Source organism: Niastella sp. (genome assembly GCF_045805085.1).
Classification (GTDB): domain Bacteria; phylum Bacteroidota; class Bacteroidia; order Chitinophagales; family Chitinophagaceae; genus Niastella.
Genome location: NZ_JBJMLX010000311.1, coordinates 1 through 21139, shown reverse-complemented (window position 1 = coordinate 21139; position 21139 = coordinate 1). Strand labels below are relative to the sequence as shown.

Below are 21139 nucleotides of genomic sequence, written 5' to 3'. Positions count from 1 at the left end.
CAAACGATTGTTGAACGGTAAATGTATTATTGCCTGCATCATTGAAAGGGGTGAATTGTACGCCGCCTTGTTTTTCCTTCAGCAAATATTCACCATTTACTGTTGAATACACTATGGCGCCAGTATTCAGGTTTAGTGCCACATTGAGCGCCGGGGTTTTTAAGTTTACCCAATCAGCCTGCTGCTTAACCTGGAAAGCTGTTTTTTGCGGCGTTTTAATAACGGAAAGACTTTCTTTAGTGAAAGGGCGCTCCTCAGGCGATTTCAGCACTCTTACAGTGGTAGGGCTATAATATTGGATCTCGATAACGGTGGAATTGATTATTGCTTTAATTCCAAGACCGGTTTTTTGAAAGGATTGCGCATTACTACTATTACTTATGGACAAAGCAGTTAACAGCAACAAAAATGTGCTCCATTTGATCATGACAAACATCGTAGTTAAATTATTCAAAAGGTCAAACCTAATTCAAAAGCAGGCCGCTCTATTGTACAAAAGAGACTTTTTTTTGGCTTAATCCGACTTTTTTACAGCTTCTGGGCCGTGGCTGTTTTTGCGGTTGTTGCTATTTGGAATAGCGATAATTAAAGTGGTCCACGTCTATATAGCCTGCATCCCTGATCGTATTGAAATTGATGAGACCTACCCTGTCGCCCCGGTAACTTCCCCACGTGAGCTGGCTTTTTTTACCAAAAGCAATAAACGATCTGCCATTCACGCTAAAGGAATACTGGTTGATGCCGTTGAGATCCCAGTAAGATCTGAGCCAGATATACCTTCCGCTTATGCGCGGGCCAGTGGTATCCTGTTCGTTCTGACTATAGAACAGTGACCGGCTGCCCTGCTGCTGCCTTACGCCGATCACACTGTAGCTGGTTGTTGAAAAATGGGTGAGGCCCGCCTGCTGCCCATCGGCCATATGGGCAACATCGATCCTGGTGGTTACTGTATTGGTGCTGGTACGCCAGCTTCGCTGCGTTAAGGTATTGCCTGCTCTCATCCATAATTTTCGTTTATCCGCCGGGTTCACGGGAGTAAACGCATGCAGCCGCAAAAAGCCTTTCCTTTCCTGCAGTGACCATTTTTCTGCGCGGGGCTGATAATTCCATTCCCATTGCGGAAGCAGGTGCGTCGAATCAAATTCATCGGGGAATTGAGTTGGAGATTTCTCATTGCTGAGCTGAATGGGCTTTTTGCCATCCCATACCATGTTACCAATTGAATCGGCGCCGGGCTGTCCTATAACAGGCCAGCCATCTAGCCAGGAAACCGGAAGCAAACTGGCTGGCCTTCCCTCCCAATCGCCCGCTCCATGATGCGTAAAGAACCACCACGCGCCATTTTGTAACCGGATCAATCCACCCTGGTTAGGCTCCCTGTCTTTTTCTTTATTTACATGATCGAGCTGCCGTACTTCCCAGGGGCCATAGATGTTAGCGGCACGTTGCATCATGATAACCCTTCCCTCTTCTTTCACTTCACTGAAATAATGATAATAGCGGCCATTGATCTTATACAGCTTATTCGCTTCACTGCCTTTGGCCTGGTAAATAATACTGTCTGACGCCATGATCAGACTCTTGCCATCGGCCGTCATTTTAAAAAGATGGATGTTATACCGCTTATTGTTTTTGGCATCCGGCTCAAAATGAGTTGCGATAAAATAAAGTTGATTGTCATCATCACAGAAGGAGCAACAGTCATCCCAGCCTTTTACATTCCACAACGGATGCAGCGGTTCCCAGGGACCTGCCGGATTTTCAGCTGAGCTCATAAAGAATCCGTCATCCGGTGTTCCGAAATACACCCAGAACCTGTTTTTGTAATAACGGATGGAACCTGCCCAGATCCCTTTACCATAACAGTTCATTTTATTCCAGTTCAGGTTGGAACTGATACGGGTGAGATCATCCACCACATGGCCGATGATGGTCCAGTTCACCAGGTCCCTGGAATGCAGCACAGCCATACCCGGCGAGAACTGCATGGTTGAAGAGATGGCATAAAAATCATCACCCACCCTGATGGCATCGAGGTCGCTGAAATCAGCCGGCAGAACCGGGTTACGGTAAGTACCGTCGCCCTGGTCGCCCCATTGGCCATTCATCTGTGCTGCTGCATGCAGCCAGGCAAACTGGCTCATAATTACTATCAACAAGATCCGGTTACGCATCATCATTTGAGATTAATAGATATTCCATTCCCATACCCCTTTCACTCCCTGCGTTATCCTGGCCCTGAGATACCGGGCATGGATGTTCAATTCATCTGTATGAGGCGATTGCATTTTAATATCGGCATGACCACCACAGGCCATCCATGTTTGTCCATCTTTCGAATACTCCAGCACATAAGCATGGCCTGCAGTTGGCCTTACAAAATACAGTTCACTGCGAGTGATCTTTGCTGTTTTACCAAGGTCGGCCATGATCCAGCAAGCTGAGTCGGCAGGCGAAGCCATCCATCGCGATCCATTTGCGCCGTCAACGGCAAACAACGGATCAAATTCCTCCGTGCGATGCAACAGGGAATCACCCTCCGGTTTTATGTTCAATGCAGGGCGAATGCTCGACGCGTTCATGTGAATGATCTTTTTCCGCGCCGGCGTTTTTTCAGGAAGCAATGCGCCAACGCCATCCATGGTAAGTTTTACGGCGCGGATGGCGCCCTCTTCGTCAAATTCGAGTTTGTTCACATAGGTTTGCCGGTTGGTGCTCCCCCGGCCAAATTCCAGGTATGCAAAGTAATAATCGTTTGTTCCCGGCATATTGAACACACAGCCATGACCAGGCCCATAGATCTGCCGGTCATAATCAGTGGTGGAGATAACATTATTGCCTTTAGGGAATTCGAATGGCCCCAACGGCGACACCTTGCTGGTAACATACGCATATTGGTATTTTTCCGCACCGCCTATTGTGTACAGGTAATAGTAAATCCCTTTCCGTTTAAAGAAGATAGGGCCTTCAGAGTAGCTGGTATGTGGCGTAGATATGGTCATTTCATTGGTATCAACGGTGGTCATATCAGCATGCAGTTTTGCCGCCTTTCTCCGCTGCCAGTAGATATAAGCCTGCTGATCATCATCAATAAAAATTTCCGCATCGATGCCGTAAGGAGGCTTACCGTTCTTTGACTTTAAAAGTGTTGCGGCAGTAAAAGGCGCATAAAACGTATCGGGGCCCGAAGCCAACCGGAAAGGTCCGTCAGGCGAAGCCGCTACTGCGGCATACATGAACCCGTTGACGGTGGGATAAAGATAATACTTCCCGTTTGCGGCAACGGCCTTACTCGGCGCCCAGTACTTCTGGCCAACAGCCGAAGGAAAATAAGTACCGGAAAAACTCCAGTGTACAAAGTCCTTGGATTTCCATAACACCGGAGGACCTGAAGTGTTGAGGCCGCTGTCGTAACCATCTGTAGTAGCATAGCAATAAAAGACACCATCTATCACCTGGATGCTGGCATCGGCGATCATGTCAGGGATCAGTGCATGCCCGAAAGGGTTGACGGGTTGCTGCGCCTGCAGCGCAAGTGGACTAATCATCGTTATCAATGACACAAGGAAGCCATGCAGGCTTATATAAAATTTCATATGGCAAGTTACGGTTCGTGAAACCAAAAATAGTTGCCTGGAACAAACAAAAGACGGGGTAAATATTTCAAAAAAGGGGGGTAAAGCAGGAAGCGTTGTTGTAAAGTCCCGTAAAAATAGAAATGGACCGTCACGGCTGAGCTGAGACGATCCATTTCTCTGAGGTTCCGAGCAGATTCGAACTACTGTAAAAGGTTTTGCGAACCTTTGCCTTCCCACTCAGCCACGGAACCATATTTTGAAAATGGTGTAACCTTTAAATAAATTTCATAGCCGATAGTTGGATAATAATGCCTATGATCGTACTTTTCTAAAAGCAAGGATCCCGGAATGTGGTAAATAATCGCTGTACCGTATTGTAAGTTTCAATATTCCGGAGGCGTTCCAAAATTGTTAGATCAACCAAAGGAACTTATTATGAATTTACACAAAAAAATTATTCCCAGGAAGATACCTGATACAAATCATTTCTTTAACGGTCAGAAAATCTTCACTTCGCCCATGCTTCCCCTTCGGGTGTACGTCTCCACTTAAAATAAGCATCCATTACTTCAAGCGATTTTGCATCCGGTACAGGTCCTGTATGCGGTATTTGATTGAAATACATCACTACAGGGTTTTGATCACTGAATGCTGGCCAGGCAGGAAGTCCATTACCGTTTGGATCGCCATACTTTGCAAAGTTGGTCCAATAAGTAGCCATAGCTTCAGCTATTTCCAGATCGCTTTTAGTTGTCTGCGGATCCGATGCATTAAGATGTTTAAAAACATAGGCCACATCCTGCGCATGCGGCGACCCATAACCATAACGGGGAGAACCTGCAGGATAATCGGGATGCTGATCGAAGTAGTAATAAAACACTTTCGATCTCCCGGTCTTCGATTGCAGTCTTGCCCAACTCCACGTATGCCATCCAAATGCCGCATCGCGGGTTAAGTCTCTTGCTGTTTTTGGAACTGTAGTTGAATCAACCGGATAAGCTTTTAAAAGGTCGTCAGCAAATTTGCCGTAACGTGTTTTTACGGCAGATATGTAGTCTGCAGGTGTTTTGGGCGGTGAAAAGCTCGCGCCCTCATCAGAGTTGTAACCAACCATAATAGCAACATCATTATATTTACCTGCTTCATATAACTTGTACTGATCCGCTGGTATCACCCATCCATCAATAATAGGCCATGCAAGTCCTCGTATTGCAGGAAGTTTATCTGCATCGAGTTTTCTCAGGTCTGCAATCGAAGAAAATCCCGCATTCTTTACATAAGCTTCGCCTGTGCTTTCTGCATCGTGGAGTTTTTTTAAATTCTCTCCGGGGAAAAGAGTGGTCCTTGAGGGTCCGAAGGAACCCCCGCTTTGTGAGATGGCGCCCCGGAATAATCCTTTTGCGAGCGGCGATGCACACAACATGCTAACAGCAATGCCGCCTGCAGATTCACCGAAAATGGTAACTTTATCAGGATCGCCTCCAAATGCTGCAATATTTTTTTGAACCCATTTAAGCCCTGCAATCATATCAAGCAAACCATAATTTCCTGAAACATGATTTGGACTTTCCGCACTTAATTCGGGGTGTGCTAAAAATCCAAGTTGACCAACCCGGTAAGCTATGCTAACAAACAGCACTCCTTTATTCGCTAATTTTTCACCGCTATAATTTACATCCGAAGTAGCGCCTCCGTTAAAACCGCCACCGTAGATCCATACAAGAACAGGCATGTGTTCATTTGAAGATCTTGCAGGCGACCATACATTCAGGTACAGGCAATCTTCGCTTTTTCCTGAAGGAGGTGTCCAACCCTGTATAGGACCAGGAGCGAACTTTTTTGCCTGTAAAACGGTGTCCCATTTTTTTACAGGCTGTGGAGCCCGCCAACGCAAATTGCCAACCGGAGGCGAAGCAAAAGGAATACCTCTGTAAATGGTTAATCCATTTTCAAATACTCCCTGAACTAATCCATCCTCCATTTTAATAGCGGCAGGTTGCTGGGCCACAACGACACATGAGGAAAATATTGCAAACAAGACAATCAGTGAAGATCTTTTTTTCATATGGCTTTCTTTAACGTCATTTTGACCATTAAAAGATAAGAAAAAAACAAAAACGATAAACATATCACTGCTATCCAGGAAAGCAGCCCCCGGATTATTCTTTCCAAACCAACACACCGGCTGGCTTCAGCGCCTTTTCGCCTATCAGTATCTGTGCGGTTTCAGGAATATTCATAGTATAATTGTCTGAAGAATAATTCACTGCAACATAAAAACCATCCCGCCAGTAAACGTATACGCCCGGGGGATAATCTTCAACGGTAGCGCCCGCACTCCTATAAATATCCCGCAAAAGATCTTTTTCCAATTTGGATCCATCTGTATCAACGCCAATGTATGTTACGGTTCCTTTGCCAATTTTGTGATTTACGACAGCCGCTTTGCCCTTGTAAAACTGGTTGTCATATGTTGCCAATACTTCGGTATTCTGTTCAGCGCTCAATAGATCAGCCCAGCTATTCCAGTTATAATGTGCCGATTTGCTGAGAATATCGCCTTTGGCGTAATTAGGAAGCATATCGGTTGCTTTAACCCGGGCTCCTATAAGCCCGGAAATTGGAGCAGCCAGTTCCGCTTCCCAAAAGTGCCCCCTGCGATCCTTGGTTGCCGTTCGGCAGGTAATAATTAAATGTCCGCCGTTAGCCACATATTCATTCCATTTCTTCACCAATTCAGCATCTACCATTTCGTATGCCGGCACTATTACCATCTTATATTTCGATAGATCGGCCCTTTCGGAGACAATATCAACCGGCGCACCAAATGACTTTGCTATTTCCTGGAATTTTACAGGGTAATTCCATGGATCCCACCGCCCGGTTTGTTTTTGTCTGTCTATACTCCAGTAATTTTCAAGATTCCAAAGAATGGCGGTTGACCGTGCACCCAGTTTTTCCGGCATCTTAACACCTGGATCGTACAGCTTCCGGAGCTTTTTTATTTCCGCCATGAATTGCATATAGTCTTCCCCGCCCGGCGAAACCGTTACGCCATCGGTCAACATAATTCCGGCATGATACTGCTCTGCGCTATAATTGATCTGACGGAACCGATACGAACAGGCAAGCTTTCCGCCGGCTGCAAAACTGTGGTATAACCACATTCGCACCGTACCCGGCAAAAGCAGCGGATTATAGCTGCCCCAGTTTACCGGCCCCGGCTGAAGCTCCATCGGGCCGGATATGCCTCCTATCGACTTATAATAATCAGCAGCAAAGAGAATTGTTTTGCTATTGCCCAGCCTGAATCCCAGATCGCCAATATTGTCGCTGCCGCCATTGGGATAGGCTGTATAGGTAGCAAAATCAAGTTTTTTTGTTCGCCCGGCATCGGAACCCGTGGAAACTGCCGTATAATTGGTTGTAATGTATTGGTCCTTTGAAATAAAGTTGCGCAATATGCCTGCCTGAAAATCGAGGAATTCAGCCTGTGCATCTGCCGAATAACGCTTAAAATCAAGCAATGCATGCGGGTTATTACCCCACCAGCCAACCAGGTTCGTATTCGGAATGATTACCTGGTCGAAATTATTGAACCATTGGCTCCAGAAGGCGGTTCCCCAGGCAACATTTAAGGCATCAATGGTTTTGTATTTTTTCTTTAACCAGGTTTTGAATGCCTGCTGCGAGGAGGGACTATAATCGTGTATAGCACCTGGTTCGTTATCCAGTTGCCAACCGGTCACATTTTTATTCTGCCCATAACGCCTGGCCATTTCCACTACAATTTTTTCCACAAAACCGCGATACTTCTGATTGACAATTGAACCTAACCCCCGTGTACCATTCTCTGCACGGATGTAATGTCCGTCCATGATAAATGTCTCGGGATAATTTACCCGCATCCATGTTGGGGTGGTTGCAGAAGGTGTACATAAAAGAACTTTCAGGTGGTATTTTATGCAAAGGTTCACGACCTTATCAAGCCAGGCGAAATTGAATTTCCCCTCGGTGGGTTCCATCTTAAACCAGGCAAACTCGGCAAGATGAACAAACTCATAACCCATTGCGGCTATCTTCCTTAGATCTCTTTCCCATTGACCTTCATTCCAGTGCTCAGGATAATAATATGTACCGGAAGTTACCAGGTTACTGTCAGGAAAAAAGCGGGTAGCATTTTGCTGGGATCTTGCCGTCAGCCCCGTTATAAAAAAAGCAATAATAAAAAAAGCAGTTCTGAACATATGACTCCTGTAGCAGACTGACAGGAAGTAATAACTATTTTTTTTCATATAGTAACCTTACAAGTGAAGCAATGCTGTAAAGCTACCATGGGTGTGTTTGAATTGGGGTATTCAATTGGTGCAAATTGGGGGTCGAAATGATGCAAGCAGATGGCTTTCAGTATACGAGGTGTGGAAATTTCAGATCCCAGGCGTGTCACAAAAAAAGCGGCTATACTGTCTCATGTAAAGTAAATAAAGCACTATGAAAATTGTTATTCTTGGGGCATCGCGTGGTACGGGACTTTCAGCAGTTCAGCAGGCATTATCATTAGGCTATGAGGTGACCGCAATAGCCAGAAATGTGGATGCGATCCACCAGGAATGTCATGCATCTAAAGAATTTTCCAGCTTATATATAGTAAAAGGAGATGTATTATACGCGCCCAGCTTTGAGCATGCACTGGAAGGGGCCGATGTGGTAATATCCTCAATCGGCGTAACCAGCACTAAACCAACGGTACTCTATTCAATGGGAATGTACAATATTATTCATGCCATGTACAAGTACCATGTTCCCCGGCTGATCTGTGTTTCGGCAATTGGAGTGGAGGTTACTCCGGGTATGCCATTTTTATTGAAACTGTTTACCAGGTATATTTTGCAACCCCTTTTGAAAAATAACTTTTCTGACCTGCTGAAAATGGAAACAATGGTGAGGCAAAGTAAACTAAACTGGACGATCGTACGAGCGCCCAGACTGCAAAAAGGGGAAATAACCGGTAAATACCGGTTTGCAGCCAATGAATATCTTCGCCATCCGATGATAATAAGGCGCTCTGACCTGGCCCATTTTATCGTAAACAATATTAATAATAAAGATATCTTTTGTTCGCGTGTTGAAATATCCCGTTAAAGGGATGTTTTAAACCGTTTAAGTTTTTGCGGATTAGTTTGCACAAAGATACTTTTGATCTGATCTCCTTCCGGTTCAATACATACAAGCACCCTGGGATCATTGCCGGAATAAGTGATAGTGGAAGGCAGGCCATTGACTATAATAATTTCGCGACGCAGATCAGGAATATGCTGATTTATTTTTGGAATAATGCTCATAAGCAGTCTGCTCACATCGTCTCTTCCATAAATAGGTTTTGAGAATGCGGTAAGGCGTTTGCCATTCAGGATTAAAGCACCTCCCCCACCTTCAGCAATGAGTATAATGTCATCTTTTAATACCTGGATCAGATCTTCCAAGCTTCCTTCCGAGATAGCACGGAGGAAACTGTTTAAAATTTTTTCATGCGCTTTAAGGTCCACTTCAAAGCGCCGTGCATCTTTTCCCAGGTTGTCTTTGGCACGTTTAAAGAGCTGCCGGCAGTTGTCTTCTGTTTTATCAAATATTTCTGCCAGTTCTGAGTAATCATAAGCAAATATTTCCTTTAACAGGAATATGGCCCTTTCATTGGGTGTTAATTTCTGTAGCAGCACCAGTACTCCGATAGAAAGAGCGTGATAAGATTCTATTTTTGTATGAACAGGGTTGCTTTCCTGGTAACTTAATGGCTCTGGCAACCAGATGCCGGTATATTCTTCATGCTTTATTCTGGCGCTCTGCAGGTAGTTAATGCTTCTATTGGTAACAGCTTTAACGAGGTATGCTTTTATATGACGTATTTCTTCGGTTTTGCTTTCGAGCCATTTTACAAAGGTGTCCTGCACAATGTCTTCTGCAGCATCCACCCTACCAAGCATATTATAGGCAATTGAGAACAGAAGGGATCTGTATTCGAGAAATATGTCTGTTTTATTGCTCATGAGTAAGAGTTAAAAATCCATCCGTATACCAAAAGTCGGGAAAACCGCAAGGCCCAGGAAATAAGTTTGCCCGGTAAGGGGTTGAAAGATGGCTGAGCTTTCATTGAACCTGTTCATCACATTTACAACATCAAAGAAGGCTGTCCATCCAATTTTCTTTAGCTGAAATTTATAATCAGCCCGCAGGTCGAGACTGATAAAATCAGCGAGCCGCTCCCCATTTTTCGATACTATTTCCTGCGAATACCGAAGGTGGGCCTGATCATTAAAAACATTCGCATGTACAATATATTTATCGGTAGGCCTACCGGTGGCATACCGGAACTTGCCGGAAAAGATCCATTTCTTATTGTACTCGTAACTTCCCAACACGCTGATCACATGCGGGAGGTTGAAGATATAATCGTATTCACCCAAACCATCGTGATCGTCTCTTTTCGACTTCATATAGGAATAGCTTAACTGGCCATGGTATTTTTGTGACAACCGTTTAATGATGCTAACGTCAAAACCATGTGCATTACCCGTACCCTCACTGGTCAAAAATGGCCTGCCGCTTGCCGGTTGCACCGCCAGGTTATCCAGTTTCTTATACCAGCCCTCAGCTGTGAATTTTAGATCAGGTGTAAAATAAATTCTGTACCCGAGTATATATTGATAAGCCCGTTCATTCTTCAATCGATGTCCTGCCGGTTGAGAGGCTATATCTGAGAAGGAAGGGTCCTGATAATAAACGCCTGCAGAAAAATTAATGCTTTGTTTTTCATCGATACCCACGCTTCCGCTGATGCGAGGTGCAATGGTATGTTGTGTTGTAAAACCTGTATAGTCGTATCGAACACCGGGATTCAACGTAAGATGATTAAATAAAGTGAGGGACAGATCAACATATCCCGAAACATTATAGGCAAAATTTTTAACAGCAGCATTGAAATCGGAAGGATCAAGAATAAGATAGTATACCGAAGGGTTGGGGCGGTAATCTTTAGCGTTGAGGGTATACAAAGTATCGGTATGCTTCAAATTGCGTGCATAATCAATATCCACCCGGGCTACATCTATACCACCTGTGGCGGTAAAACCCCTGTTGATCTTAGTACTAAAAATGCTGCGGTAACCAGTTTCAAACTGTTTATTTTTAATATGCCGCAGATCGGTTTCATAAGGAATGCCCCCGCTTTTAATAATATTACCACTGTTATCTATTTGGGGGGTTGAATTGCCCAGATTATTGTTAACATCGAGCATGCGATAATACAGAATATTTTTCCAGTAACTATTGCGGCCGGTCAATGTACGCAGGTTAAGTCCCATAACCGCTTTATTTACTTTGGATTTTCCTACAAAGCTGGAGTTATTGTCATCGTTCAGGTTATCGCTTTTTAATACATCGGCTGCGGTTCTTGTATATTCTTCGGGATTAAACATGGCAATGAACGTCAATTTATTTTTTGCATTGATCTCGGTGCTTGTTTTAATCAGATAATCACCATAAGAAGGAAGACCGGCGCTGGTTAAACCAATCATTTTCTCGAGGTACCTGAAATCCTGGTATCGTGCCGATGCAAAAACACTGGTTTTTTTATCAAATCCGGAAGGGCCGTCATAAATAAGTGTAAAACCGATGAGATCAAACTGCCCGCTGTAAAATGCATTCGTGCGATTGCCTTCTTTAATGCCCAGCCCGAGGTATGATGAATTTTTTCTGCCATATTGAGCACCAAAGCCGCCGCCCTGAAATACAGCATTATCTATAACCCGTGGCGCAAAAATGCTGAACCGTCCTCCGTTCGGATCATTAAAACCCGAGTTAAATCCTTCCACTTCCAGGTGCGATACCTGAAATACCGGAATATCATCTGCCATATAAACATTATCAGTAGTTCCTTGTCCGCGCACAGCAATAGCCGAATATTGCCCCCCGCTGCTCACCACCCCCGGCAATATGCCAATGGCCCGGAATATATCGCCCTGTGCGCCGGGGTTTTTAAATATCTCTTCTCTTGAAAAGGAATAGGCCGACACAGGGATCGACGGATTATTTTCACCTTTAAATGCCCGTACAGATACAGCGCCCAACTGACGCGCATCCTGTAATAGTTCTGCTTCCAGGTAGTATGTTTTATCCTTTACAACATTAATATCGTTCAATACCTTTTGCTGAAAGCCGATATTTGTTATTACAAGCGTATATACACCCACCGGAATATTGGTTAAAATAAACACGCCGGAAGAATCTGCAGAAACAGAAAACGGGTTGTCTTTGATGGCTACTGTTGCACCGGCAACAGGTTGTTTTGTTGATTGTTCAATGATCTTTCCTTTTATTATCCCCTTTTCCTGTGCCGAAACCTCCATATATATGAATAATAAAAAAACAAGAGACAATTTCTCCAAATGCATATTCCTCTTTTTGATTTTTTTGTAAACAATACTGTATGGCAATTGACCAGTTACCGGTACATAAGACCGGGCGATGTTCTATTTTGTGACAGGAATAAAAAATAATCTGGTTTTTTAAACGCTCATTGATTTGATCCGAATCATACTGATTAAGATGATCAGAAAGAACAGGGTTAATTGTATGGGATAAAACCGGCTCATACTTTCCCTTATTGATACGGTGTGCTGTAGAAAATCAGTTGCATGCGCCATAACAGTTTCCCTGAGTTTATGTCCTTGCCTGTTCCCTATTAACAGCCCATTTAATATTAATGCAATAACCAACACTATTTTCACCTTGAACCAGGGCTGAGCCCATATAGCGCCTTTATACAACACAAACAATGCGATTCCTGTAAGTATAATTGTTACAGCGCCCGTCTTTATAAATGTTCCATACCTGGCCATTAATGGGATCAGGCCAAAGACACGGTTATCGCCTGCATCGGCGAATTGCCAAAATGTCTTAAAAGTCAGATAGTCTATCATCGTTGTACCCGCCATCATTACAATGCCGGTAATATGTAAGGCCAATAGGATCCGAAATATTAAATACATTTTATTGACATTTATATTCAAACAATTAATACATTTTGGTAGTTATTAATGCAAATTAAATCCATTTGGTAGCAAATAACAACTATTTGGTACTTATTTTCTATTTTTGGAACCAAATAGAAGTAAATGAATCAAACTGTCGAATTAGTCAGACTCTGGGGAGAATATGAAAAGGAGCATCCGAACGGCACTATAGAAAGCTTTTGTCGCCATATTTTAGCCGGCTCTATAAAAAAAGAAAAAAAGGTACAACCTGAGTGGCAAATACATCCGGATACTAATGGTGCGCTTATTAAATTAATCAGCCGTATCGGGAAGTTCCAGGAAATTTATTCAAAGAAAGCATTAGCAGGGACCGGGCTTGACCAGATTGAAGAATTCGGAATGATGGTAGCTATATTTAATCTGAAAAATCCCATTAAATCTGAAGCAATTTTCACCAACATGCTCGAGCTTTCCAGCGGCACGAATATATTGATAAGGCTACAAAGCAAGCACCTGATCAATGAATATACTGACGCTGAGGATAAACGGGTAAAAAGACTTCAGTTAACGAAAAAAGGCGAAAAAGTACTGAAGGAAGCAAAACAGCAGATCTTAAAAGTGGTGGAGATGTTAACCCGGGATATAAGTGATGATGATAAACAACTCTGCCTTCAGCTACTGTCTCCTATTGATTCAAAATTTTTTCCCCTAATTCAAAAGCAGAAAAATAAAACGTTTGAAGAAATTTATCTGGGTCATTCGGATGTAGCTTAGTTGGATGGATGGGAGGAGGCTGTCAAAAGTAATTTTGCAGCCTCCGCAACTGACATCGTTTTTGGGTTTAGTATCTACCAGCCATGCATAAACTGAATGGTTTTAATATCCATCGATCCCGGTTCTCCCGGAGGGAATTTTACAAATACATCATGACGGCCGGCTACCTTACTGATCTTCTTACTGAAGATCTTCCAATTGTTGGCTGCACCGGTGGCTGTAACAGGTATGGTGGCGATCAATTTTCCGGTTGTTAGATCATCCAGCCAGATCTCCAATTTACCGGCGGTTTTTGCTGCCGCCATGAGCTGAACCTGGTTGGCCGTTCTTTTATCATTTCCAAACTCTACACCCGACAACATAAACCAGCCGCCCTTTGCTGCATGAGTGGTCACTACTTTTTCTGATCCCTGTGTTACTGTTTGCACACCATAGTAATTGCTGTAACCGGCAGCAGGAAGGGAAGAAAATCCATCTTTGCACACAAACAGATCAAAATCGGCAGGTCTGCCTTCGGCAAACAACCCCACACTGGTTCCCACCCAGGAGTTATAGCCTGGTTGTACCTTATCGAGCTTAACCGAACTTACAGGTGCGCCTATTTCCAGCCAGGTATTTCCATCGCCGCTGCACCAGGCCGACAGGCTGTGCTCCTTTCTTTCCAACTTCAGCCAAACCAGATTTCCAAACTGGTTTACCACACTGCGGTAAGCCGTGTCGAACCGGAAGATGATCTTTTTGCCATTATCATAACCGCTATAGAGCCTTATAAAAACAGTTTGATTTCCATTGGTCAGGTAAAGGCCTGCTTTTGTTACTGAATCCACTGCATTCACCTCCACCCGCGTAACTGCTGTATAATAATGGTCTGTTTCTTTTTGCAGCAGATGCGTTCTGCCGTTATCGGGTGTAAGCCGCAACCAGCCTTTTTTGGCCGACAAGCTATATTGGTTCGCAGCTTTCCGGTTTAAAAAGTGCCACCACATATGCAGGGAATCATTATCGAAATAATCTGAATGAACACTTCTCCACAGAATACCCGATTGCGGAAGATCGGGTTTTTCAACCGGCGTGCTTACCGGCGCCATTCCCCAGGGGCGGTTCCCTTCCCAAATAACCGGGTACAACGATGTTTGCCGCCCCATGCCCGACCAATCGTCACCGGCTAACCGTTCATAGCTTTGACCAATCGTCCACCAGCTGCCATCGGCTAATCGTACCGGTGCTGCAATATGATTGGGGCTTCTGAAGCCTGTACGCGGATCTGAGATGGGTTTAAAGAAATTACCCAACCGCTCCCATTTTGTTGAATCTGCTGTTAAAGCGGAAGCTCGTAAGACATACTGCCCGCCCGATACATCGCCTGCCGGGAAGTAAAAATAATAGCCATTTCGCTTGCACATTACCGGTCCTTCTGCCCAGCTGTATTGTAAACCGGCATTCACCCAGTCAAGATCGATCACCGTGTCTGCCAGTTGCCCATCTTTGCCAATTGCCTGAATACGGTTGGTTTTCTGACCATTCTTGATCAGCATGTATGGCTTTCCATCATCGTCTACAAATATGGAATTATCATACCCCAATGGTCCGGTGGTGGCGTTGGTTTTTACGTGTACCGGCGCCGACCAGGGTCCGGCAGGAGAACTGGCTTTGCAAAACCACTGGCCGTTGGCAGAAAAATAGATCCAGTAAGAACCATAAAAATAAGTGATGGCGCCCTGCCAGATACCGGCAGAAGGTTTGTCAGCTACCATACCTGCACCAGATGGATAAACGATCCTGCTGATCACGTCCCAATGAACCAGGTCTTTGGAATGATAGACCGGCAGATAGGGTGTAAAATGAAAGCTGGAACCGCAATGGTAGAAATCATCACCAACCTTCAATAAGGTTGGATCGGGATGATCGCCGGGCAAAACAGGATTGACATACGTTTTAACCTGGTTGTAATAAGCGGCAGAATCAACAATGCTGTTCTGTGCTCCCGTATCAAATGTGCTCAACAATATAATACTCACTAATACAGCGATCCGGTAATAACAACGATTCATATTCCGTACGGATGGTTTTATTTATAATAGAATTATTATTTCGTTCAATTAACTCAATTAACTATAAAAGGATTGAATGTTTCCATTTTAACGCCTCGGTCGCGCAAAACGATGGTGTCTTTAAAAACATGGTTGGTGGTACCAAAATTTGCCTGGTACTGCAGGTGCACCACATCTCTTTTTTCATTTCCCCACATATCGCCTTTCTTTACCAGTTCTCCTGTTCCGGTGACAGTATAAGCAGCAGCAGCAGGATTAACCACTGTACATTTACCCTGGTTGTCGAAACGCAGGATCAGTTGAAACGGCATGTCTGCACTTCCGCGGTTCTTCGCATTCAGGGAAACGGTTACTTCGTTCATGGACGTTGTTACCATGTTACACAATTCATCTTTTTCCACATACGGGGCATGATACACTACTGTTGTATCGAGTGTGGTGTTACCGCCAGCCCCTTTTACATTATCAACACCCCTGCGTAAATAGGTACCATGATACGGGTTAATATACCTGACGGCATACAGAATATAATCTTTCGGCGGCGTGATCCAGTCGCCTGCATTGCGGCGGTCAGGGTCTTTATGATCGCTTTTTCCACTGAGAACGGAATCGGCATTCACCACGCCGGTTATCCGCATTGGAATCACAAAGGTATTTTTTACAGAACGCGGGTCCTGGAAAAATGCATCCGTCAGCTGCACTTCCAGCCCGCCCATTAATTTTCCTGAGGGGATCAGTATCGTTTGCTCTTTACTTGCTGGCAGCGTATAATAATTCTCAGGCATGGCCACTACTTTGTCGCCTGTGGCCGCTTCGAATGTAAGCCGGCGGGTAAGCGTGGTATCTACCACCACACTTAACGTTATGTCTTTTTTATTTTCATACACGCCGCCCATGGTAGCCATGATAAGGCATTTATGCTCGTTGTCGAGTGAATTATCATAAATATCTTCTCCCAGCACCAGCGTTTTTACGGGTGATTGATAGGGAAAGTAAACGGTCGTGTATTTATAGTCGGGGAAGACGGAATCTTTATTCGAACAGGAATAACAGATCACCAGGATAATACATGACAGCAATATTATTTTTTTCATTTGTCTTTGCTTTATGGTTTAAAACATACTTTACCATCCCCTGTTTTGTAACAGGTCTTCTTTCAATACATCGTTGTAAGGCAGGGGACCATAATACATATAGTCAGCATACTGCCTGTTCTCAATAGAACTGACCGTGTACACATTGTTATTTATGCTCACTCCCTTTGCAGGTTCTGTAATGTTTTCCTTCCATCGCCGCAGGTCCCAAAACCGGAACCCTTCAAAACAAAGCTCAAGGCGTCTTTCGTTATGGATGAGTTTTCTCAGCTCTTCCTTGCTGGTAATGGACGACAGGTAATTGTCGGGCTGTGTAATGCCTGCTCTTTTTCGGATAGCGGCAATGACATCCCGGGCCGAATAAGTATGCGTTCCTTTTCCATCTGGCCCCCAGGCTTCATTGGCGGCTTCGGCATATGCGAGGAACAATTCGGTATACCGGATATATGGCACGTAATGCCGTTGGGTATTTGTGCTTGCGGGGTTCAGGTTTACATCTTCGCGCAACAACTTGCGCATATAAAAACCTGTTCGGGTTGAAGTGGAAATAGCATTCAATCCATCATTTGAAGTACCGATCCTGGTATAAATGGTAGAACCGCCCGGTCCCATTTTACTTTCATTCACCACGATATAAAGGGCCAAACGTGGATCGCGGTTATTATACGGATTGTTTTGATCATAGCCGCCAGCGGGATCTGTAACAGGATAACCATTAGCCATAGGAAATGCATCGACCAGGTTCTGTGTTGGGTTAACGCGGCCATTACCATATAGCGTTGGGGGGTAATTATCCTTTTCCAGGTTATTGCCATCGCCTACATTACCCCGCCAAAGCACTTCCTTTGGATTCACCCCTGCCGCCAACCCATTTATTTCACCTGAATTGCGGCTGGCATACCAGTATACGCCGTTATTTGCCATACCCGAAATTCCGCCTGCCAGGTCAAGCACCGCTGCTGCATCATCTGCAGCTTTTGCCCATGTAACAGTGGTTCCCTGGCTAAATGCCGGGCTGGCGGCCAGTAAAGATAATTTCGCCCGAAAGCCTTTGACGATGCGCGCAGTTAAACGTTGCGCATTGTACGCCCCAAATACGCGATTGTAATCAGACAAGGTGGTTTTACCTGCGTATTTTGCGGGTATACTGCTGGCGGAAGTAATATTCACAAAATCGAGCGGCAGATAGCTTTCCGCCAGATCAAGGTCCTTATAGATCTGTTGAACGCATTCTTCAAAGGTATTACGCGGTAATTTGAAATCAGACTTACTATTGAGCGACGCCGTTAGAATAGGCACGCCCAGGAGCTTGCCATCTGTTGACCAGCCGCCATGAGCCTGTAGCAAATAATACATAAACAAGGCGCGCAATCCATATGCTTCGCCTTTTACCCGGTCATTGAACATCTCTTTGGTGTATTCACCCGATGTGGCCCAGTTTACCTTGTCAGCTTCAGCCAGGATTGAATTCAGGTATTGTAAGGCGGCAAAAGATCCGGTGTATTGGTCCATAGGATTGTTTATAGATGACCAGTTGCCGGTGGCCATTAACCGGAAGTTATTATTCGGGTTGTTCGACACGGCATCGTCTGTAGCCACATCATTGAATGAATAGCTGCCCAGGGGCAGCCGAACATACCCATTCAGCAAAAGCCCCTCTGCAAATGCCGCGTCATTATAGATATCGCTTAGTCCACGGTTATTTTCATCGGCGGGAGACAGTATTTTTTTGCAACTGCAAAAAACCATGCCCAGGGCCAATATGTACATTATTATAGCTTTCATAAAATTTATTTTCAGTAAACCCTAGAATTCTCCTTTAATACCAAAATTGTAAAAGCGTGTTTGTGGCATGGAACCGATGTTCAATTCCATGACAGCCCTGTTTTTGGCAATCGTAAGCAGATCGCTGCCACTAACATACATGCTCAGTCCTTTTACAAAAGATCCCTTTAGTATTTTCTGGGGGAAAGACCAGGTTAGCTGTACCTTGGAAATATTGATGCGGTCAGTGCTGTATGTCCAGAAATCAGAATACCGGAAATTGTTACCGCTGCCCAACGTAGTCAAACGGGGGTAGTTGGCATCGCGGACCACGGCGGAGTATTTAACGGCGCCGGTTACCCAGTAATAGTCGCCGCTTCGGACGCCTGTTCCGCCAAATGATCCTGTTCCCAATACAAAGAGGGTAAGATCTTTCCATTGCGCCGTAACGTTTACCCCACCTGTAAAGGGACTGCTCCACCGGCCGATCATCACCTCATCCCGTTCGTCAATTACGTTATCGTCATTTTGATCTTCATACTTTATGTCGCCTGGTTTCACTGCTCCAAATTTTTGCGTTCCATGGTTATCTATATCATTCTGATCGGCAAACAATCCCTGGCTCCGCAAGCCAAATATGGCGTCAACTGGTTTACCTGCCCGATTGCGATAGGCATCCGTAAACAGCTCATCGCGTTTTAAGGCTTTTGTAGTTACATACGTGCCGGCCGCGCCGATGGTGAGTTTAACCGCTCCTACCCTTTCGTGAAAGTTTAACTGAAAATCAAATCCCTGGTAACGGTTGGCGGCAAAGTTGGCATAGGGAACAAAGGAGGTTTCCGGATAGCCAGTAAAAAAATAACTGGGATACAGGCTATAGTTCTGCACCGGCATTCCATCCTTTTTAATATAAAACAAACTGGCCAGGAAGTCGATCTTATTTTTAAACAAAGCACCTTCTATACTTACGTTCACTTCTTTTCTTTTGGCATAGGTCAAATCCAAATTCTCACCACGCGAAATGGTGGTGGTGCGGTTCGTGTACGTACCATCGGCCCAGGAATAATAAGCTGTTGGCGAATAAACGGCGTTATACAAATAGTAATTATTAACGGCAAAATCCACATCGGTATTCACTATACCTGCAGCGGCCGTTAATTTTAACCGGTCTACCACACCCGATCCTTTGAGGAAATTTTCTTCGCTCAATACCCAGCCGAGGCTTGCAGTTGGCGAGAAGGCTACGCGTTTGCCAACCGGTAATTTAGTAGAGTTGACAATGGCGCCACTAAGATCCGCATAATATTTATGGTCATAATTGTATGCCAGTTGTACCCCTGCATTTGCATTGGTGCGGTACTGAAAATCTCCGGTTTGCCGGCGCCGCATCCCATCTGCCATTAACATGGCAGAGACGTTATGTTTGTGCTTAAAAGTATTTACATAGTCAAGATGCACATTGAAATCTATCAGCTGGTCACTCCAGGTATTACTCAGGTTCTGCGTACCTGTTTTGCTGTCTTTATTATACATTGACAGTTGCGTGATAGTGTCTACCCCTGCAACGTTACTCCAGGTGGGAACATAAATGGAATAGGAATTATTGACAGATTCGTTATACGTATTCGAATAATCGATGCTCATTTGTCCATGCAAGGACAGCCCTTTCGTTACATTCTTAAGATCCACATCGATCCCGTTTGTATACTGGAACTGGCGACTGGTAAACTTATTATACCCGGCGGCATATACATCCGAAATAGGATTGGTAAGGAACTGCTGGGTGCCGCTCAACAAATACTGGCCGTCTAAAATATTCCGGCTGCCTTTTATCAGGGTCTGTGCATTCTTTGAATCAGGGGCAACAGCACTGATGGGAATGAGCGGTGCAAACCGGTGTGGTTGTAAGCTGTCTGCGCGCTGCCAGTAATTGCCCAATGCATTTCTATTGGTGTAGAAAACAGTAGCTACATTGACATAAGTGCTTATGAAATCGTTCAATTTAAGATCAATATTACCACGCAAATTCAGCCGGGTATTGTGCTCATTTTTACCTTCACCAAAATTCAGCAACGAATTCTGATTTTGAAAACCGGCCAATGCATAAAAACGCGCCCGTTCTGTACCACTCGAAAACTCAGCATTGGCCGAATGCGTATTATACAGCTTGCGTAAATATTGCGAGGAAAAATAGTCTATATCCGGATAACGATATGAATTGGCATGCGCAGCGTAACGCGCAATAATAGAATCAGGGTACAACGCAGGCAATCCATCGTTTTGCAAAGCCTGGTTATAGTAACCCATATATTCGGCAGATCCTAAATAATCAGGGTACGATTTCGGCACGTTTATTCCGCTATTGGCCCGTACATTGATCTGGCTCACGCCTGGCCTGCCTCGTTTGGTGGTGATCAGCATTACGCCATTCGCCGCACGGCTACCATATAATACAATGGCATTTGCGCCCTTTAAAAAACTAATTTGCTCAATTTCATTTGCGGTAATATCATTAATGGAACGGGGCACTCCATCTATGAGCACGAGCGCCGTACCCAGATTCCAAAAATTACTGCCTCCAATGAACGCAGCTGTACCTTCCAACGGGTAAGTTCCATAATGTTTGTCGAGATATTGCGGAGGGTTCAACATAGAAACCGCACCAGGCAGATCTTTCCTGTCAACGGTCTTATACGCCACATGCACCACGGAGTCGCTACCCGAGGCTTGTGAATTGTTGTTGTTGGTTGCTGTTTGCTCCTGGGCTTGTGCCATAATACTCAGGCTCAATCCGCAGGTGACCAGCATGGCAACCAGTATATTTTTTTTCATTATTTTCCTTTTAAGCT

13 protein-coding genes, 1 tRNA gene and 1 pseudogene are annotated in these 21139 nt (G+C 44.6%); 2 read left to right on the top strand and 13 right to left on the bottom strand.

Annotation, left to right across the window (positions count from 1 at the left end):
- The 6 genes and pseudogenes from ACJ751_RS16025 to ACJ751_RS16000 all read right to left on the bottom strand — a co-directional run.
- Positions 1-436, bottom strand: a pseudogene (locus ACJ751_RS16025) (xylosidase); the annotation flags it as partial.
- A gap of 130 nt (positions 437-566) precedes the next feature.
- A complete protein-coding gene (locus tag ACJ751_RS16020) occupies positions 567-2174 on the bottom strand; it encodes a glycoside hydrolase 43 family protein (protein ID WP_407746509.1) in 1608 nt (535 codons plus the stop codon).
- 12 nt (positions 2175-2186) lie between these two features.
- Positions 2187-3596: a family 43 glycosylhydrolase gene (locus ACJ751_RS16015; protein ID WP_407746508.1), complete on the bottom strand. Its 1410-nt coding sequence runs from the start codon at positions 3594-3596 to the stop codon at positions 2187-2189.
- A 162-nt stretch (positions 3597-3758) separates the two neighbouring features.
- Positions 3759-3829, bottom strand: a tRNA-Cys gene (locus tag ACJ751_RS16010).
- A gap of 257 nt (positions 3830-4086) precedes the next feature.
- Positions 4087-5706: a carboxylesterase/lipase family protein gene (locus tag ACJ751_RS16005; RefSeq protein WP_407746507.1), complete on the bottom strand. Its 1620-nt coding sequence runs from the start codon at positions 5704-5706 to the stop codon at positions 4087-4089.
- Positions 5707-5737: 31 nt separating this feature from the next.
- On the bottom strand, positions 5738-7873 hold the full coding sequence (locus ACJ751_RS16000) for a beta-galactosidase (RefSeq protein WP_407746506.1): 2136 nt from the start codon (positions 7871-7873) through the stop codon (positions 5738-5740).
- Between the two features lie 196 nt (positions 7874-8069).
- On the opposite strand from ACJ751_RS16000, the gene ACJ751_RS15995 reads away from it, so the two are divergent.
- Positions 8070-8720, top strand: coding sequence for an NAD(P)-dependent oxidoreductase (locus tag ACJ751_RS15995; protein ID WP_407746505.1), 651 nt, complete (start codon positions 8070-8072; stop codon positions 8718-8720).
- On the opposite strand, the gene ACJ751_RS15990 is transcribed toward ACJ751_RS15995, so the two are convergent.
- The 3 genes from ACJ751_RS15990 to ACJ751_RS15980 all read right to left on the bottom strand — a co-directional run bounded on the left by ACJ751_RS15990 (position 8717) and on the right by ACJ751_RS15980 (position 12622).
- A complete protein-coding gene (locus ACJ751_RS15990; RefSeq protein WP_407746504.1) occupies positions 8717-9622 on the bottom strand; it encodes a sigma-70 family RNA polymerase sigma factor in 906 nt (301 codons plus the stop codon). The two genes, ACJ751_RS15995 and ACJ751_RS15990, sit on opposite strands and share 4 nt — an antisense overlap.
- 9 nt (positions 9623-9631) lie before the next feature.
- Positions 9632-12025: a TonB-dependent receptor gene (locus tag ACJ751_RS15985; RefSeq protein WP_407746503.1), complete on the bottom strand. Its 2394-nt coding sequence runs from the start codon at positions 12023-12025 to the stop codon at positions 9632-9634.
- 114 nt (positions 12026-12139) lie between these two features.
- A complete protein-coding gene (locus tag ACJ751_RS15980; RefSeq protein WP_407746502.1) occupies positions 12140-12622 on the bottom strand; it encodes a hypothetical protein in 483 nt (160 codons plus the stop codon).
- Between the two features lie 126 nt (positions 12623-12748).
- Here ACJ751_RS15980 and ACJ751_RS15975 point away from each other — a divergent pair, with 126 nt between their 5' ends.
- On the top strand, positions 12749-13381 hold the full coding sequence (locus ACJ751_RS15975; RefSeq protein ID WP_407746501.1) for a MarR family winged helix-turn-helix transcriptional regulator: 633 nt from the start codon (positions 12749-12751) through the stop codon (positions 13379-13381).
- A gap of 74 nt (positions 13382-13455) precedes the next feature.
- Here ACJ751_RS15975 and ACJ751_RS15970 read toward each other — a convergent pair whose 3' ends face one another.
- The 4 genes from ACJ751_RS15970 to ACJ751_RS15955 are packed head-to-tail and all read right to left on the bottom strand — an operon-like array spanning position 13456 to position 21122.
- A complete protein-coding gene (locus ACJ751_RS15970) occupies positions 13456-15432 on the bottom strand; it encodes a family 43 glycosylhydrolase (RefSeq protein WP_407746500.1) in 1977 nt (658 codons plus the stop codon).
- A 53-nt stretch (positions 15433-15485) separates the two neighbouring features.
- Positions 15486-16526: a DUF5627 domain-containing protein gene (locus tag ACJ751_RS15965; protein ID WP_407746499.1), complete on the bottom strand. Its 1041-nt coding sequence runs from the start codon at positions 16524-16526 to the stop codon at positions 15486-15488.
- 30 nt (positions 16527-16556) lie between these two features.
- Positions 16557-18311, bottom strand: coding sequence for a RagB/SusD family nutrient uptake outer membrane protein (locus tag ACJ751_RS15960; RefSeq protein WP_407746498.1), 1755 nt, complete (start codon positions 18309-18311; stop codon positions 16557-16559).
- A 21-nt stretch (positions 18312-18332) separates the two neighbouring features.
- Positions 18333-21122: a SusC/RagA family TonB-linked outer membrane protein gene (locus tag ACJ751_RS15955; protein WP_407746497.1), complete on the bottom strand. Its 2790-nt coding sequence runs from the start codon at positions 21120-21122 to the stop codon at positions 18333-18335.
- Between the last annotated feature and the right edge of the window lie 17 nt (positions 21123-21139).

What these genes read in the sequence shown, in the direction of transcription:
- ACJ751_RS16000 (WP_407746506.1), bottom strand. Translation starts at nt 7,873, where the DNA reads ATGAAAAAAAATAGTTATTACTTCCTGTCAGTCTGCTACAGGAGTCAT.
- ACJ751_RS15960 (WP_407746498.1), bottom strand. Translation starts at nt 18,311, where the DNA reads ATGAAAGCTATAATAATGTACATATTGGCCCTGGGCATGGTTTTTTGC.
- ACJ751_RS15990 (WP_407746504.1), bottom strand. Translation starts at nt 9,622, where the DNA reads ATGAGCAATAAAACAGACATATTTCTCGAATACAGATCCCTTCTGTTC.
- ACJ751_RS15985 (WP_407746503.1), bottom strand. Translation starts at nt 12,025, where the DNA reads ATGCATTTGGAGAAATTGTCTCTTGTTTTTTTATTATTCATATATATG.
- ACJ751_RS15980 (WP_407746502.1), bottom strand. Translation starts at nt 12,622, where the DNA reads ATGTATTTAATATTTCGGATCCTATTGGCCTTACATATTACCGGCATT.
- ACJ751_RS15995 (WP_407746505.1), top strand. Translation starts at nt 8,070, where the DNA reads ATGAAAATTGTTATTCTTGGGGCATCGCGTGGTACGGGACTTTCAGCA.
- ACJ751_RS15970 (WP_407746500.1), bottom strand. Translation starts at nt 15,432, where the DNA reads ATGAATCGTTGTTATTACCGGATCGCTGTATTAGTGAGTATTATATTG.
- ACJ751_RS15955 (WP_407746497.1), bottom strand. Translation starts at nt 21,122, where the DNA reads ATGAAAAAAAATATACTGGTTGCCATGCTGGTCACCTGCGGATTGAGC.
- ACJ751_RS15965 (WP_407746499.1), bottom strand. Translation starts at nt 16,526, where the DNA reads ATGAAAAAAATAATATTGCTGTCATGTATTATCCTGGTGATCTGTTAT.
- ACJ751_RS16020 (WP_407746509.1), bottom strand. Translation starts at nt 2,174, where the DNA reads ATGCGTAACCGGATCTTGTTGATAGTAATTATGAGCCAGTTTGCCTGG.
- ACJ751_RS15975 (WP_407746501.1), top strand. Translation starts at nt 12,749, where the DNA reads ATGAATCAAACTGTCGAATTAGTCAGACTCTGGGGAGAATATGAAAAG.
- ACJ751_RS16015 (WP_407746508.1), bottom strand. Translation starts at nt 3,596, where the DNA reads ATGAAATTTTATATAAGCCTGCATGGCTTCCTTGTGTCATTGATAACG.
- ACJ751_RS16005 (WP_407746507.1), bottom strand. Translation starts at nt 5,706, where the DNA reads ATGTTTATCGTTTTTGTTTTTTTCTTATCTTTTAATGGTCAAAATGAC.